General features: G+C 60.4%; 17 protein-coding genes and 1 tRNA gene. 15 read left to right on the top strand and 3 right to left on the bottom strand.

The window, feature by feature from the left end; genetic code table 11:
- The first annotated feature begins 75 nt into the window (after window positions 1–75).
- Complete coding sequence (locus GKIL_RS03720) at window positions 76–930, top strand: 3'(2'),5'-bisphosphate nucleotidase CysQ family protein (protein WP_023172066.1); 855 nt, start codon at window positions 76–78, stop codon at window positions 928–930.
- Here the strand turns inward: GKIL_RS03720 and rfaE2 are convergent.
- The 3 genes from rfaE2 to GKIL_RS24500 all read right to left on the bottom strand — a co-directional run bounded on the left by rfaE2 (window position 925) and on the right by GKIL_RS24500 (window position 2,825).
- Window positions 925–1,398 carry a D-glycero-beta-D-manno-heptose 1-phosphate adenylyltransferase gene (rfaE2, locus tag GKIL_RS03725; protein ID WP_023172067.1) on the bottom strand — a complete coding sequence of 158 codons (474 nt, stop codon included), beginning with the start codon at window positions 1,396–1,398 and terminating at the stop codon, window positions 925–927. The genes GKIL_RS03720 and rfaE2 overlap by 6 nt on opposite strands.
- Complete coding sequence (locus GKIL_RS03730) at window positions 1,380–2,381, bottom strand: bifunctional heptose 7-phosphate kinase/heptose 1-phosphate adenyltransferase (protein ID WP_023172068.1); 1,002 nt, start codon at window positions 2,379–2,381, stop codon at window positions 1,380–1,382. Before GKIL_RS03730 ends, rfaE2 begins: the two co-directional genes overlap by 19 nt.
- Window positions 2,382–2,663: 282 nt before the next feature.
- Window positions 2,664–2,825 carry a DUF1328 family protein gene (locus GKIL_RS24500; protein WP_023172069.1) on the bottom strand — a complete coding sequence of 54 codons (162 nt, stop codon included), beginning with the start codon at window positions 2,823–2,825 and terminating at the stop codon, window positions 2,664–2,666.
- 195 nt (window positions 2,826–3,020) lie between these two features.
- On the opposite strand from GKIL_RS24500, the gene ffh reads away from it, so the two are divergent.
- From ffh to GKIL_RS03805, 14 genes are all read left to right on the top strand, one after another.
- Window positions 3,021–4,499, top strand: coding sequence for a signal recognition particle protein (gene ffh / locus GKIL_RS03735; RefSeq protein WP_023172070.1), 1,479 nt, complete (start codon window positions 3,021–3,023; stop codon window positions 4,497–4,499).
- A gap of 36 nt (window positions 4,500–4,535) precedes the next feature.
- Window positions 4,536–4,817 carry a 30S ribosomal protein S16 gene (gene rpsP / locus GKIL_RS03740; RefSeq protein WP_041243701.1) on the top strand — a complete coding sequence of 94 codons (282 nt, stop codon included), beginning with the start codon at window positions 4,536–4,538 and terminating at the stop codon, window positions 4,815–4,817.
- Complete coding sequence (locus GKIL_RS03745) at window positions 4,810–5,079, top strand: KH domain-containing protein (RefSeq protein ID WP_023172072.1); 270 nt, start codon at window positions 4,810–4,812, stop codon at window positions 5,077–5,079. Before rpsP ends, GKIL_RS03745 begins: the two co-directional genes overlap by 8 nt.
- A 51-nt stretch (window positions 5,080–5,130) precedes the next feature.
- Complete coding sequence (gene rpsU / locus GKIL_RS03750) at window positions 5,131–5,304, top strand: 30S ribosomal protein S21 (RefSeq protein WP_011142630.1); 174 nt, start codon at window positions 5,131–5,133, stop codon at window positions 5,302–5,304.
- A 97-nt stretch (window positions 5,305–5,401) separates the two neighbouring features.
- A tRNA-Ser gene (locus tag GKIL_RS03755) sits at window positions 5,402–5,493 on the top strand.
- A gap of 228 nt (window positions 5,494–5,721) precedes the next feature.
- A complete protein-coding gene (locus tag GKIL_RS03760) occupies window positions 5,722–6,843 on the top strand; it encodes a site-specific integrase (protein WP_023172073.1) in 1,122 nt (373 codons plus the stop codon).
- 1,150 nt (window positions 6,844–7,993) lie between these two features.
- A complete protein-coding gene (locus tag GKIL_RS22265; protein ID WP_051382648.1) occupies window positions 7,994–10,426 on the top strand; it encodes a hypothetical protein in 2,433 nt (810 codons plus the stop codon).
- Between the two features lie 65 nt (window positions 10,427–10,491).
- Window positions 10,492–10,674: a hypothetical protein gene (locus GKIL_RS03770; protein ID WP_041243702.1), complete on the top strand. Its 183-nt coding sequence runs from the start codon at window positions 10,492–10,494 to the stop codon at window positions 10,672–10,674.
- Between the two features lie 271 nt (window positions 10,675–10,945).
- Entirely contained in the window at window positions 10,946–11,146 is a 201-nt protein-coding gene (locus tag GKIL_RS03780) for a hypothetical protein (RefSeq protein WP_023172076.1), read from the top strand.
- Window positions 11,136–11,471 (top strand): hypothetical protein, encoded by a 336-nt coding sequence (locus GKIL_RS24505; protein WP_023172077.1) that lies wholly within the window; start codon window positions 11,136–11,138, stop codon window positions 11,469–11,471. Before GKIL_RS03780 ends, GKIL_RS24505 begins: the two co-directional genes overlap by 11 nt.
- Before the next feature lie 2 nt (window positions 11,472–11,473).
- Window positions 11,474–11,998: a hypothetical protein gene (locus tag GKIL_RS03790; RefSeq protein WP_023172078.1), complete on the top strand. Its 525-nt coding sequence runs from the start codon at window positions 11,474–11,476 to the stop codon at window positions 11,996–11,998.
- A 17-nt stretch (window positions 11,999–12,015) separates the two neighbouring features.
- Window positions 12,016–12,399: a hypothetical protein gene (locus tag GKIL_RS03795; protein WP_023172079.1), complete on the top strand. Its 384-nt coding sequence runs from the start codon at window positions 12,016–12,018 to the stop codon at window positions 12,397–12,399.
- A gap of 26 nt (window positions 12,400–12,425) precedes the next feature.
- Window positions 12,426–12,872 carry a hypothetical protein gene (locus GKIL_RS03800; RefSeq protein ID WP_023172080.1) on the top strand — a complete coding sequence of 149 codons (447 nt, stop codon included), beginning with the start codon at window positions 12,426–12,428 and terminating at the stop codon, window positions 12,870–12,872.
- A gap of 81 nt (window positions 12,873–12,953) precedes the next feature.
- Window positions 12,954–13,631, top strand: coding sequence for an HGGxSTG domain-containing protein (locus GKIL_RS03805; protein ID WP_023172081.1), 678 nt, complete (start codon window positions 12,954–12,956; stop codon window positions 13,629–13,631).
- Window positions 13,632–13,703: the final 72 nt, after the last annotated feature.

Below are 13,703 nucleotides of genomic sequence, written 5' to 3' on the forward strand. Positions count from 1 at the left end.
TGGCCAACAATTGGATATCCGCCGTTATTATGGCCTGGGAAGGCTATTTCTTTGCATCCCGTCCGGACTGCACCTGTGGAACCAACACCTGAGTACCTGCTTGAGATAGCCCGTCAGACTGCCTGGGGAGCGGCGGATATCGTTCTTGATTATTACAAGCAGCCCATCGCCATCGAAGAAAAGCTCGATGGCCCGGTCACGACCGCCGATATTGCCGCCGATCGCTTTATTCTCGAACAGTTGCGCTCGGAGTTCGGCACCCGACAGTTTGCTTATCTGAGCGAAGAGACGATAGGTGGCGGCGAGCGCTTCGACCGGCCTCTTGTCTGGGTCATCGATCCGATCGACGGCACGCGGGACTTTATCGACGGCACGGGCGAATTTGCCGTTCACATCGCCCTGGTGGAGGAGGGCCGCCCGATTCTGGGGGCGGTGGCCTGGCCGGTGCGCGAGTGCGTTTACTTTGCCCGCAAAGGGGGCGGAGCCTTCGTCGAGGACCGGGCGGGCAGGCGCGAACGCATCCGGGTCAGTGAAGTGACTGTGCCCAAAGAGTGCCGGATTATCGTGAGCCGCGCCCACCGCGACTGGCGGCTGGACGCACTCTTAGCCAGGCTTCCTAAAAAAGAACAGATTATCCACGGCGGGCTGGGCTGTAAGCTCTGCTCGATCGCCGCCGGAGAAGCAGAAGTCTACATTGGTCTATCGGGCAAGACCGCTCCGCGCGACTGGGATCTGGCCGCTCCGCAGCTGGTGCTCGAAGAGGCGGGCGGCACCGTCAGCCGCTTCGACAGCGAGCCGCTTATTTATAATCGGGCCGACATGCGCCTGTGGGGAGGGCTCATCGCCTCCAACGGCCTCACCCACGCCCGCTGGTGCGCCCAATTGCCGGGGCTGCTCGAACAGGTTGAACAGGCCGGACCGAATCTATAGCTTTTGAATGCGCGCCAGCAGGGCACTGGTAGACGTTTGCCAGCGAAAGGGAATCAACACGATCTTGCCGCCGCCCGCCGCCACCGCCTGGGCCTCGGGCAGATCTCTAGTCGCGTAGTCTCCCCCTTTGACGTAGATATCCGGTTGCAGCGCCTCTACCAAAGCGGTTGCCGTCGCTTCAGCGAAGACGACGACAGCATCGACGGCGCGCAGGGCAGCGAGGACCGTGGCCCGCTCGCCCTCGGGTACGACTGGCCGGGTGGGTCCTTTGAGCTGCCGCACCGACTGGTCGCTGTTGAGGCCCACCACCAGGGTGCGGCCCAGTGCCCGCGCCTGCTCCAGGTAGTGGACGTGCCCGGCGTGCAGAATGTCGAAGCAGCCGTTGGTGAGCACCAGGGGCCGCCAGCGCTCCGGGGCAGCGGCGACTTGCTGCTGGAGGACCTGGACGCTTACGACTCGTTCAGCCACTCTATATCCTCAAGGAAGGCGTGCAGTTCGGCGGGACTGGTCGTGTCGGTGCCAAAGCGCCGCACGACAATGCTCGCCGCCAGATTGCCCAGGATGGCTGCCTGGTAGGCGCTGCCGCCGCTGATCAAAGCGAGGGTAAAGGCGGCCACCACCGTGTCCCCCGCTCCGGTGACATCGAAGACCTGGGTGCGGTTGAAGGCGGGAATGTGCTGCACAGCTTCTCCCGCACTAAAAAGCGACATGCCATCCTCGCCTCGGGTGATCAAAATGTGGCGGGCGGCAGTGCGCTCCAGCAGGTCGCGACCGGCGCGCTCAAGGGAGGCGGCATCGCGGATCGCATAGCCCACTGCCGTCTCCGCCTCCGGAATGTTGGGGGTAAACACAGTCGCTCCCCGGTAGCGCTCCAGCCACAGGTGCGTATCGACGACGACGCAGGGATGGGCCAGTGCAGCGGCGATCGTCTCCTCGCCGAACACCCCTTCCGAGTAGTCCGAGCAGACCAGGGCGTCGCAGTAAGCGGCGTGCCTGGCAATCGCTGTCGCCAGCTGCTGAGTGAGTGGCGGCGGCAGGGGCTGGTCAGACTTGCGGTCGATGCGCACCACCTGCTGGGTGACCGACTGGCGGCTGTGGGCGGCGATGCGGGTCTTGGTCACAGTTGGCCGCTCCAGATCGACGATCAATCCCGACAGGTCGATCCCACCCGCCCGCAGCAAATCCCGCAGCACGTCCGCCTGGCTGTCGCTGCCCACTACCCCGGCCACGGTTACCTTTGCACCGAGGCGGGCCAGGTTGAAGGCGGCGTTGGCGGCACCGCCCGGCACCTGGCGGGTCCGCTCGTGGCGCAAGATCAAGACCGGTCCCTCCCGAGAGATGCGCTCTGCCAGGCCGCTCATAAATTCGTCAAGGGTCAGATCGCCCACGACCAGCACCGAGCGGTCCACAAAGCGATCGATAAGCTGATGCAAACTGGCCTTCGTGCTCAATCTCCTGGTTCCAATGGCCCTCAAAAATCTATCACGGCAGGTGTCCTGTGCCCATAGACCGGCACGGAGAGCCTATGCTTTTACTAACAAACTGACGGTCGGAGCGACCGACCGCCGTGAGAAAACAAGTGCCAGATTGGCAGGCAAAATGCCAGCCCTTGCGCCCGTGCAGAACAGCACAGGGGCACCGGAACTGGCATTTTTAAATGCGTTGCAATTCGTGGTGGCCGACGGCCCCGTTGCCGTCTTTGAAGGTGATGCGCTTTTGACCTGTCCGGTTCCTCAGACAGCGCTGCGTCCGGTAACGAAACCGACGACGGCCAGAATCACAGCACCGACGATCAAGAACCAGGCAACGCTCTTCAAGGCCGCCACAACGCCGCCAAAGCCAAGAAGCGCCGCGATGATCATCAAGACGACCACAGTCCAAAGCAAATTCAACATTTGTTTGCTCTCCAAATCCAACTGCTACATCAAACATAGAGAAGGATAAAAAAGGATTCATCCATCCCTTGATGTAAGCCGAACGGATAGTTTGGTATGGATGGGTACAGCTGAAAATGTGCTTTCTTTGTCAGGCCAGGGGCTTGCTGCTCGGTTTTTTTTCGTGCGATACTGGCAATCCATGCTGCAGATGATATGTTCGACGCGCTCAGCGAAAAACTAGAGGAAGCCTGGCGCAAGTTGCGGGGCCAGGACCGGATCACCGAGGGCAACATCGACGAGGCGTTGCGCGACGTGCGCCGCGCCCTGCTTGAGGCCGACGTCAACTTTCAGGTGGTCAAAGAGTTTATCGCCGATGTGCGCGACGACGCCCTCGGAGCTGAGGTCATCAAGGGCGTTACGCCGGACCAGCAGTTTATCAAGATTGTCTACGACCAGCTCCTCAAGACGATGGGCGAGGAAAATGTTCCCCTCGCCGAATCTCAGGTCAAAGGCCGCCCGGCGGTGATCTTGATGGCGGGTCTGCAGGGCACAGGTAAGACAACCGCCACAGCCAAGCTGGCCCTCTATCTTCATAAAAACAACAAAAAGGCGTTGCTCGCAGCAGCGGATGTCTATCGCCCGGCGGCGATCGACCAGTTGCAGACCCTGGGCGCTCAAATTCAGGTGCCGGTCTTCTCCGAAGGGGCCGCCGCCGATCCGGTCGATATCGCCCGCCACGCCCTCGATCAGGCGATTGCGGGCCGCTACGACGTTCTCATCGTCGATACAGCCGGTCGGCTGTCGATCGACGAGGCGATGATGGCCGAACTGGAGCGGATCAAGGCGGCGATCGCACCCGATGAGATTTTGTTGGTCGTCGATGCGATGACCGGCCAGGAGGCAGCCAACCTCACCCGCGCCTTCCACGAGCGCTTAGGGATCACCGGTGCGATTCTCACCAAACTCGACGGCGACACGCGCGGCGGTGCCGCCCTCTCAGTGCGCAAGATCTCCGGTCAACCGATTAAATTTGTCGGTGTCGGCGAAAAAGTCGAAGCCCTCCAGCCCTTCTACCCGGACCGGATGGCCTCGCGCATCCTCGGCATGGGCGACGTGCTCACCCTGGTCGAAAAGGCGCAAGAAGAAATCGATTTTGCCGATGCGGCCAAGATGGAGCAGCAGTTGCTCTCGGGCCAGTTCGACTTTGAAGATTTCATCAAGCAGATGCGGATGGTCAAGAGCATGGGCTCCCTCGGCGGCCTGCTCAAGCTGATGCCCGGCATGGGAAAAATCAGCGACGACCAGATTCGCCAGGGCGAGGTGCAGCTTAAAAAAGCCGAGGCGATGATTGGCTCGATGACCAAGCAAGAGCGCCGCAGCCCCGATTTGATTAATGTTTCGCGCAAGCGCCGCATCGCCAGAGGCTCCGGTGTCTCCCTCGAAGACGTGGGCAAGTTGCTCAACGACTTTAATCGGATGCGCCAGATGATGAAGATGATGGGCGGCGGTGGCCCCTTCGGCGGCGGCATGGGCGGCATGGGCAACATGTTCGGCGGCGGCAACAATCGCCGTGGACCCGCTCCCGGTCCCAACCCGGCCCTCGGCCCCGGCTGGCGCGGCCAATCTTCTTCCAAAAAGTCCAATCCCAACAAGAGCAAAGGCAAAAAGAAGGGCAAGGGTTTTGGGGGATAGTACACTCTTGATGATCAACCAAGGAGGTGAACAGCGATCGCTGTTGCAATTCGCTTGAAACGTATTGGTGCTAAAAAAAAGCCCGTCTACCGGATTGTCGTCGCCGACTCGCGCTCCCGGCGCGACGGTGCTGTGATCGAGGAGATCGGTTTTTATGACCCGCGCGCGAACGTCGATCGGGGCCAGACCGACCTCACCGTCGATGTCGAGGCGGCCCGCAAGTGGCTCGCCACCGGTGCCCGGCCCTCCGAGACCGTTGCGGGTCTACTTAAACGCGCCCAGGTCTATCCGCTCACTTCTGCATCCGCCGGTGATTAGTCCTCAAACCGTTGCCACGCCCAACTATCGGGAACTGGCCGTCTTTTTGATTCAGCCGTTGCTCGATACGCCAGAAAAACTCGTCATCAGTTCTGAGACCACGCTTGGGGGCCGCAAGGTCCGCCTGCGGGTCGCCTTTGCTCCTACGGACAAGGGCCGGGTCTTTGGCCGGGGCGGTCGGACGATCAACGCGATTCGGACAGTGCTCGAATGTGCGGCCCGCGCCGCCAACCAGGATGTCAACCTGGAAGTTTACGAGTAAGCGCAAGCCATCGGATGCTGCCCATTACCCCGGCAAGGAGGTGACAAGAAGATGACCGAGGTGCGCCTGGGAGAAAACGAATCGATTGAATCTGCCCTCAAGCGCTTCAAAAAGAAGATCCAGAAAGCCGGTATTCTCTCTGAGATCAAGCGCCGCGAGCGTTACGAAAAGCCCAGTGCCCGCCGCAAGCGCAAGGCCGAGGCGGCCCGCAAGCGCCGGCGCTAAATTTTTACTTTCGCTTGCCCCCGGCTGCCGCTGGGGGATTTTTTTGCCCGCTTCGGCCTGTGGGAGCGGTGTGATAGCATCTTAAGACGGCTGACCTGGAGAGGTGGCTGAGTGGTCGAAAGCGACGGATTGCTAATCCGTTATAGGGCAGGTAACTCCCTATCGAGGGTTCGAATCCCTCCCTCTCCGCTACATAAGGATCCTGGCCCCCGAAGTGCCTCCTGCAAGGCTTTTGGGGGCTTCTGCTATGTCCGTGCCCATCATCTCAAGTCGTCTTTAGTCTTGCAAAGACGACTAAAGAGCACCAGTTTTCTAGTAAAACTGTTAGTAAAACCGCTTTCAGGCGAAAAGTTTTACTACCGACGCCTGAGAACCGCTCTATGAGTCCATTTCAGCGCACATGTCACACCGGCGATCATGAGCAAGCCTTTCGAGGTTTTACTAAAACAGGCGAACGAACGGCTCAAAGCTGCTGCCTGCGGACTTTCGATCGTTCAGCTACCCGGCACGCGCAAGCTTTACCTGCGGGGTATTCTGCCTCCAAAGCCCAATAGTACGCGCTCAGCCAGCCATCAGCAGACACTGGCTACTGGGCTACCCGCCTCCGCAGACGGGCTGAAAGTCGCCGAAGCTTCGGCAAGAAAAATTGCCTCGCAGATCGTGCTCAAGGAATTTCGATGGTCCGACTGGCTGAAAACTTCCGGTGAGCCGAGCGAGCAACTGACTGTCCACGTGTGGAGCTGTCGCTTCGAGACTGACTACTTCGAGCGGCGCTCTCGGACGCCAAAGACTGAGACGACCTGGCGGGGCGACTATGCCGAAGTATTCGACCGGCTCGATCAGGATGCGCCGCTCACGACCTTTCTGTTGCGCGAGGCGATCGTGAGCACAGCGCCCGACACTCGCAGCCGGGTGCGGTATTACCTGGCCTGCAGCGCCCTTGCCCGCTTCGCCGGTCTGGACACAGCACCCCTCGCCGGGCTCAAGGGCAGCTACGGAGTCAACCGGACTACTGAGCGCGAACTACCGACCGACGCGGAGATCCTGCAAGCCTGGGAGATGTTGAGCCATGCGCCTGCCTGGGTGCGCTGGAGCTTTGCGATGCTCGCCTGCTATGGCCTCCGCCCCCACGAGCTTTATCACCTGGACCTCTCCGAGTTGGAGGCTGGCGGTCAAAAGATCCGCGTCCTGGGCGACACCAAAACCGGCACCCGGTTGGCCTGGCCGCTGGTGCCGGATGGTTTTGACCCGGCAGTACTGAGGCCCGCCAGTCCACCTCAGACAACGGGGGTGGGCAGGATCGCCAATCAAGTGTTGGGCGGGCGCGTCTCGACGGCGTTGAATGCTTGGGGCTGCCGGACGATCAGTGCCTATAGCTTGCGTCACGCCTGGGCAGTGCGGGCCATCCGCCGGGGACTCGACGTGTCTGCCGCCAGCCGGATGATGGGTCACTCGCTGGGCGTCCACAACCGCACTTATCAACGGTGGCTTTCTGCTGAAGACCTCGAAGCCGCCTGGAATGCACGCCTGGGGCGTTAAGACTGGAGCGTTAAAATTTGTTAACTTTTTCGATTGACTGGCCCGACGAACACGGATGGGCTCAAATCGGCTTTGTGACGGGAATGCGTCTCCTTTGACCTGTCGCTTGCCCGACAGGATAATACACCACGAGTATTATACGAGTATTAGACATACGTGCTTCACGCCGCCAATAATTCGCCAGGCGTATGATGCTTAAGTTTTAGCCACTGTGTGGCTTAAAAAAAGCGCGTTAAAGTACATTTAAGTCTATTTTGAGGCTCCTGATGGTTCCCAGCAGTGTCAATTATACCGAGACAGAGTATATACACGAACATGCTGTAACAGCAGCACGCTTCGGGCTTGCCCCGTCCACGCTTCAGCAGCGCCGCCGGGCGCTCGAAAAAGCCCGTGCCGCCGGACAAGCCCAGCCGGGCGACCCGCTGCCCGGCCTGCATTTTTGGAGGTCGTCGCCGGGGCGTTGTGGTCGAACTTTCTGGAGCATTTTTTGGCTTCGGGCCTGGCTGTCGGAGCCGCCTGAAACGCACGCCCGGCGGATCGCGCTGGCTCTTGCGGAGCGTGAAAAAAGCCTCGCGGCTCGCGGCCCCGGTCGCCCCGCGAAGCAAGCACAACCCTAAACAAGGAGAAAAGTATGACAATAAAAAAGGGGCCGTGCCGGACCCCTCGCAATCCAAAAATCGCCCCCAACTTAGCACAACAACTGGCTTTTGTCGAGTGCTTGCTTGATCGGCCCTGGTCGATCGCCGCCAGCCTGACACTCGATGAATATATTTATTTGGGTGACAAAAAACGACAAAAAAGGCCGCGCCTGGCGGCCTTGCGAGTCGTTAGAACTACGAGGACACTTTAGCATATGCAATCGCAAGACTCAAGTTCAAAATCTCGCCGTTCCGGCCCCAGTGCCCCGTGCCCGATTTGCGGCGATGTCGAGCCTCGTGGGCGTTGTTTATTCTCTGACTCAGGCTCTGTTACTTGCATACACGGCGAGCAGTATCGGACCTCGCCGCCCTCCGGCTGGCGCTACGTGAAGCCTGCTCGGAGGTCGATGGGAAGCGTCTTCACACTCACAGCGACAAAGCCCCAACCTGTGGTGATCAGACCAAAAATCACGGGCGGAGAACATGTAACTACACGCATCATCCCAAAAATCATGGGCGGAGAGCATGTAGTTACACCCATCGGCCCGATCACACATGGTTCAGAACCTGCCGATGCCCAGGTTCGTGTCATCGAGAGCTACGTCTACTGCGACGCAGACGGGGCACCGTTGTACCGCATCCAGCGGACACAGCCGAAAGGTTTTTATCAGGACAAGTATGACAATATTTTGTCCTCCTGGGTCAGCGGAGCCGGTGTGATGCGTGGCGTCCGACGAGTGCCTTACCGGTTGCCGGAGCTGATCGCCGCCGATCTGATCGTCGTGGTCGAGGGCGAGCGAGACGCTGAGCGCGCTTTCTCGTCCAGCTTGACCGAGCTACTGGCGGAGCAGACTGGTCTGAAAGTCGCTGCTACCACCAACGCCCAGGGGGCCGAGAAGTGGGAAGTTGGCTGGGGCAAACAGTACTTCGGCGGCAAAAAGATCGTCGTCCTGCCAGATAACGACGAGCCGGGCCAGCAACACGCCCGCCAGGTCGCCGCCGATCTCACCGGTCACGCTCAGGTGGTCGTCGTGCTCAACCTGCCTGGCCTGCCGCCGAAGGGCGACCTATCCGACTGGCTCGATTCTGGCCGGACGGTCGAGCAGGCTGCTCGACTGATTATCGAGGCGCTTGAACAGCCCGAGCAGTGTGCCCTCCAGCCGATCGCTCCGCCTGCTCCAGCAGCCAGCCAGCCGAGAGACGACCAGCCCCGGCGTACTCAATCGCAGGCTTTGGTCGAGCTGGCGATCGAAGGTGCCGAGTTTTTCCACGACGATGTGGGCAGCGCCTGGGCAGACGTTCAAAACGACGGGCACCGGGAAACCTGGCCGCTTCGCTCCGGCGGCTTCCGCGACTGGCTTGCCCGCGCCTTCTATCAGATCGAGGGCAAATCGCCCGGCGGTCAAGCCCAGGCCGACGCGCTAGCCGTGCTTCAAGGTCTTGCCCGCTTCGACGGCCCCGAGCGCTCGGTCTTCGTCCGGATCGCTCATTTCGGTGGCAAAATCTACCTCGACCTGGCCGATCAGCAGTGGCGCGCTGTCGAAATCGACGCCACCGGCTGGCGTGTCGTCGCTGAGCCGCCTGTACGCTTCCGCCGCTCGCGGGCCGCTCTTCCCCTGCCAGAGCCTGTGACCGGCGGCAATCTGAGCGAGCTGCGCCGGTTTTTGAACGTCGGTGACAGCGACTGGCCGAAGTTGGTCGCATGGCTCGTTGGGGCCTTCGGCGATTTTCCGTATCCGATCCTGACTTTGACCGGCGAACAGGGCACGGGCAAGACAACCACTGCCCGGTTGATTCGTTCCCTCACGGACCCGGCCCGCGCCAGCGCCAGATCAGCCCCACGAGACGAGCGCGACCTCGCCGTTTGTGCGACAAACGCCTGGATCGCCAGCTTCGATAACCTTTCATCCATCCCGGATTGGCTGAGCGATGCGCTCTGTCGTCTGTCAACCGGTGGCGGCTTTTCGACCCGGCAGCTTTTCACCGATGCCGAAGAACAAATTTTTGATTTCAGGCGGCCAGCGATTCTCACTGCGATAGGCGATCTGGCTAGCAGGGGCGACTTGCTCGATCGGACCTTGACCGTCCGCTTGCAGTCGGTCTCCGATGAAAAGCGGCGCGAGGAAACGACCCTCTGGAGCGACTTCGAGGCTGCCCGTCCGAAGCTGCTCGGGGCGCTACTCGACGCCGTGAGTACCGCTCTACGGAACCGGAACAGCGTTCACCTACTCAAGAAGCCCCGGATGGCCGATTTTGCGGTCTGGGCGGTTGCCGCTGAATTGGCCCTGGGCGTACCCTCCGGCTCGGTAATCGCTGCACTCTTCGAGGCCCGCGACGAAGCGACCGCTCAAGCCCTCGAAGCCAGTCCGATCGCCGCCGCCGTTCAGCGTCTGATGGCGGAGCACACTAGCTGGAGCGGAACCGCCTCCGAACTGATGACAGCGCTGTTGACGGCCAGTGGCCTCGAAGGTAACAAGCCGCCCCGGTCGTGGCCACAAAATCCGAGCTACTTAGGTCGCGAACTGCGCCGGGCTGCCCCGGCACTCAGAAGCGCAGCAGGGATTGAAGTCGAAGAGCGGCGGATCGGAAAAAAAGGAGCGCGGCAAATCTTCTTAGATAGAAAAGGAAATCTGCCGTCAGTGCCGTCAGTGCTGTCAGCCGAAAAACCAGAACCCTCACCACAGGAGGACTCTGACGATTCTGGCCGGCTGACAGCAAGTGCCCAGGCTGACAGCAAAACGCGCTTGGCTGACAGCAAAACGTCTCAGGCTGACAGTAGCCCTCAAAGTGCTGTCAGCCGTCCTGGGAGCCCAGAAAGCTTGCCACGGAAGGATTTTAGTGTCCCGGCTGACAGCACTGACAGCACTGACGGCAAAATTTCTCCTTTTTCTGAGGGCGACGACGAAGACGACGAATTCTCAGAACTCTTCAGGGGGGTGCTCTGATGAAGCGCGCCGACATTGTTGCTCTATGTCGAGAGCATGGCTGGTCGCCTGCAGACGTAGGCAAAATGGCCGACCTACTCGAACTGCCGCCGCCGGAAGAACGCACCCCAGAACATCGAGCGCTCCTTGCCCGTCGAATTTGCGAAGATCCGCACATTGCCCGCGTGCGCTTGCACTGGGAGCGCCTTTATCGAGAGCGCACGGGTTGCGACTGGCCTGGTACCCACCAGCAGGAGACGGCGACGTGACGACGTGCAACCATCTCGAAGCCGCAACCGGCGGGGCGAGCACAAGCCATGAACCCAACTCCCAACTATTTCCCACAAAAAAGAGTCTCATATTTTTCGAGCGCGCCGCCCTTCACCCACGAAGCCAACGAGGGGGGGGCCGTTCTGTGGCCCTCGATCGCGTGGAGTCAAAAATTTTTGCGAGGTCGGTTTTTTCGTTTCTGGGCCAAAAAGGCCAGCGCACCGGCGGGGCCGGACTGCCCGCGATGATCAACACATGCAGGAGGTAACGATGACCTTGAGCACCGACGATCGCCGATGGCTTGCAGAACGCCTGCAGCGTCAGGCGCGATCAGCGGGCACCCTCTCCAAACGCCTTGCTCGATCTGGCCAGCCCGACGCCGCCCGCGAGAGCCGCGAGCTGTCCGTCCGGTTGCTGCGTTGTGCAACTGCTCTGGTGAGTGAGGCGGAGGCAAAAATCTGTGGGATTTGAGACTGGTTTCTCGGTTAAGCCAAGGACACAACCGCCCGCGCCCACCCCGGCTACTGCTCTGCGCGAGTACGTCCCACCGCCACCGCCACCGCCACCCCCGTTGCAGCCCTCCGACTACCATCGGACACGCCTGCTGTTGCTGCCCGCTGACGAGCGCTTGGACGCGATGCCGCCCGATCAGCTTGAGCAGGTCTGGCTCAAGTTTTGTCGTGATCCGCGTTATGCGACAGCCGAGTACCCCGGTCCTGCCGCCTTCGAGCAGGCCATGCGTAGATTGCTTGAGGACGCGATTTCAGACGAAACATCAATTGCGGAGGACGATTAGCAATGGCTCTACCCTACGATACTTATACGTACAAATTTATATGGAACGGAGACCGTCCGACCGCGCTGCCCGGTGGACTCGGCGCTCGCGGAGACGCTGTTTTGAAACCGGGCTCGAACAGCTTTTCAGGAGCCGACTGGGGTATCCTCCGCAGACACGCCGCTGTGTTGACTTTTCTCTTCAATGGTTCGCTGGTGCCCGACCCTGCCAATCAGCCGGACGATCCGAGCTGGTGGCCAGCCACGGCAACAAGTCCGGTCTATTTTGTCACCTTCAATGGCAAAAATTCACACACGTTTCCAATTGATTTCTTCCCGATTTTCAAGAATTTCACAACGCGGCAGCGGCTTACCTTTGCGCCGGGCGAAACAAAGCAGTTGCTTTTTGACACCCTCTTCGCTCTCAAAAACGATCCGACCGCAGTCGGCATGTTTACCTCTGGAAGCCTTGTCCTCGCCCCGTCTCCGGCCTATCCTCCCCCAGGACAGACAACCCCGACCGGGCCATTTTACGTGCCCTCAAACTAACTGCAAGGAGCTAAAAAGTGAGCAATCAACTAACTTCAGCCGAAGTCGAACGTCTGAGGCTCCTCCTGAAAATCTTCGAGACTCGCATCGATGAGCGCATCGTCATCGAGGAGAACCGGCAATCTACGCTCAGCTTCAAAGCGAGCAAACCGGCACCAGTAGAAGGCCCGGTGGGCGTTCCAGCCCACTTGATCGGTGCCGGTTGCAAACTGCGGCTCAGCGCAGAGGCCATAGAGCAACTTGGCCAAGGACCGTGGTACGCCGCCACTGTCGTCGATACAAGTTCTGGACGCCTTCAAGTCTGCAGAAGTGCAGCGTCGGAGGTGGTGGACATCCCCGCGAGCTGGGTTCTCGCCGCCTACGAGTTCGATCCGGAAGGCAGTTTTGTGCCGAAAGTTTAAGCCTTATCACTGGAGATCATATTGACATGTCAAACGAATATCGCGAAGACGCCGCCACTACCCGCCACCGGGCCGAAATCGAACGCATCAAAGAAGAAAACCGCTTGAGAATAGTCAATGCTTGGCACGAACCCTTTTTTAATCGGGCGCAGCCGCCTCAGCCGGTCAAAACCGACCCTCCGCCGAAAGTGCAGCGTCATGACAGCGAAGATGCTGACTACTACACCGACGAAGACGAATACCGCGAGGACGAGGATTCGCACCGCCGCCAGGCAGAAATCGAAGAACTCAGAGAAGCCAACCGCCAGCGGATGTGCAACGCCTGGCGGCAACCTCTTTCGAGCAGGCAGCCACCTACGGTCACTCGGATGGACAGCCGAGACGCCGACTGCCCCCCGGCTCTCCGACACTTGCTCAACGTGCCCGGCCATCGTTGGGACGTTGCTACCGGTCGCCTCGTCTTCGACGGCTGACAACCCAAAAAGCCTGCGATCGGCCAGATCGGGGGGAACCCTCCCAGAACTTTACAGAAAAAACTTTGGAGCACACCCCTCATGAACAGCGAGACACCTCAAGACCCGCGCCGGTGCGGGGCAAAGAACGGCCAGGGCCAGCCGTGCCGGAACTATCCGGTCCCCGGAGCGCGCCGGTGCAAATTTCACGGCGGGGCCAGCCTGGCAGGGCCGTCGCACCCCTCCTTCAAACACGGGCGGTACTCCAAGTTTTTGCCGGAGCGGCTGCGGGACCGCATGGCCGCCGCAATGGCAGATCCGGATCTGCTCAACTTGAGCGCCGAGGTCGCCCTCATCGACGTGAGGGTACAGGAGTTGCTGGAAAAGCTCGACACCGGTGAAGCCCCCCGGCTCTGGTCGGAGCTGGGGACCATCACCGATCGGCTAGAGCGGGCGGAGCGGGCGCGGGATGCGCAAGCCTTCGCAAAGCTGCTCGATGAGCTGGTCGAGACGATCCGCCGGGGCAGCGCTGCTGCTGCCGCCTGGTCGGAAGTGGCCAACTTGCTCGATCGCCGCCGGAAGATCGTGGATGCGGAAGGCAAGCGCCAGGCGCGCATGAAAGCGTTCGTCAAAGTTGATGAAGCGATGGCGGTGATCGCGGTGGTCGCCGATTCAGTCAACCGCCACGTCATAGACCCGGTCGCCCGCCGGGCAATCTCAGAAGATCTGGCTGCCGTCGTCAACCGGCCTGCCGCTGCTGAAAGCGATGATGAAGGTTGATAAAGGGTGACACCTGCGCCTGTTCAATGTTGCTTCGAGCAGGCGCTTTTTCTAATCAGTGAAACTACAGTT

It is taken from the genome of Gloeobacter kilaueensis JS1, from assembly GCF_000484535.1.
GTDB classification, from domain to species: Bacteria; Cyanobacteriota; Cyanobacteriia; order Gloeobacterales; family Gloeobacteraceae; genus Gloeobacter; species Gloeobacter kilaueensis.

What these genes read in the sequence shown, in the direction of transcription:
- GKIL_RS24500 (WP_023172069.1), bottom strand. Translation starts at nt 2,825, where the DNA reads ATGTTGAATTTGCTTTGGACTGTGGTCGTCTTGATGATCATCGCGGCG.
- ffh (WP_023172070.1), top strand. Translation starts at nt 3,021, where the DNA reads ATGTTCGACGCGCTCAGCGAAAAACTAGAGGAAGCCTGGCGCAAGTTG.
- rpsU (WP_011142630.1), top strand. Translation starts at nt 5,131, where the DNA reads ATGACCGAGGTGCGCCTGGGAGAAAACGAATCGATTGAATCTGCCCTC.
- GKIL_RS03760 (WP_023172073.1), top strand. Translation starts at nt 5,722, where the DNA reads ATGAGCAAGCCTTTCGAGGTTTTACTAAAACAGGCGAACGAACGGCTC.
- GKIL_RS22265 (WP_051382648.1), top strand. Translation starts at nt 7,994, where the DNA reads ATGGGCGGAGAGCATGTAGTTACACCCATCGGCCCGATCACACATGGT.
- GKIL_RS03770 (WP_041243702.1), top strand. Translation starts at nt 10,492, where the DNA reads ATGGCCGACCTACTCGAACTGCCGCCGCCGGAAGAACGCACCCCAGAA.
- GKIL_RS03780 (WP_023172076.1), top strand. Translation starts at nt 10,946, where the DNA reads ATGACCTTGAGCACCGACGATCGCCGATGGCTTGCAGAACGCCTGCAG.
- GKIL_RS03790 (WP_023172078.1), top strand. Translation starts at nt 11,474, where the DNA reads ATGGCTCTACCCTACGATACTTATACGTACAAATTTATATGGAACGGA.
- GKIL_RS03800 (WP_023172080.1), top strand. Translation starts at nt 12,426, where the DNA reads ATGTCAAACGAATATCGCGAAGACGCCGCCACTACCCGCCACCGGGCC.
- GKIL_RS03805 (WP_023172081.1), top strand. Translation starts at nt 12,954, where the DNA reads ATGAACAGCGAGACACCTCAAGACCCGCGCCGGTGCGGGGCAAAGAAC.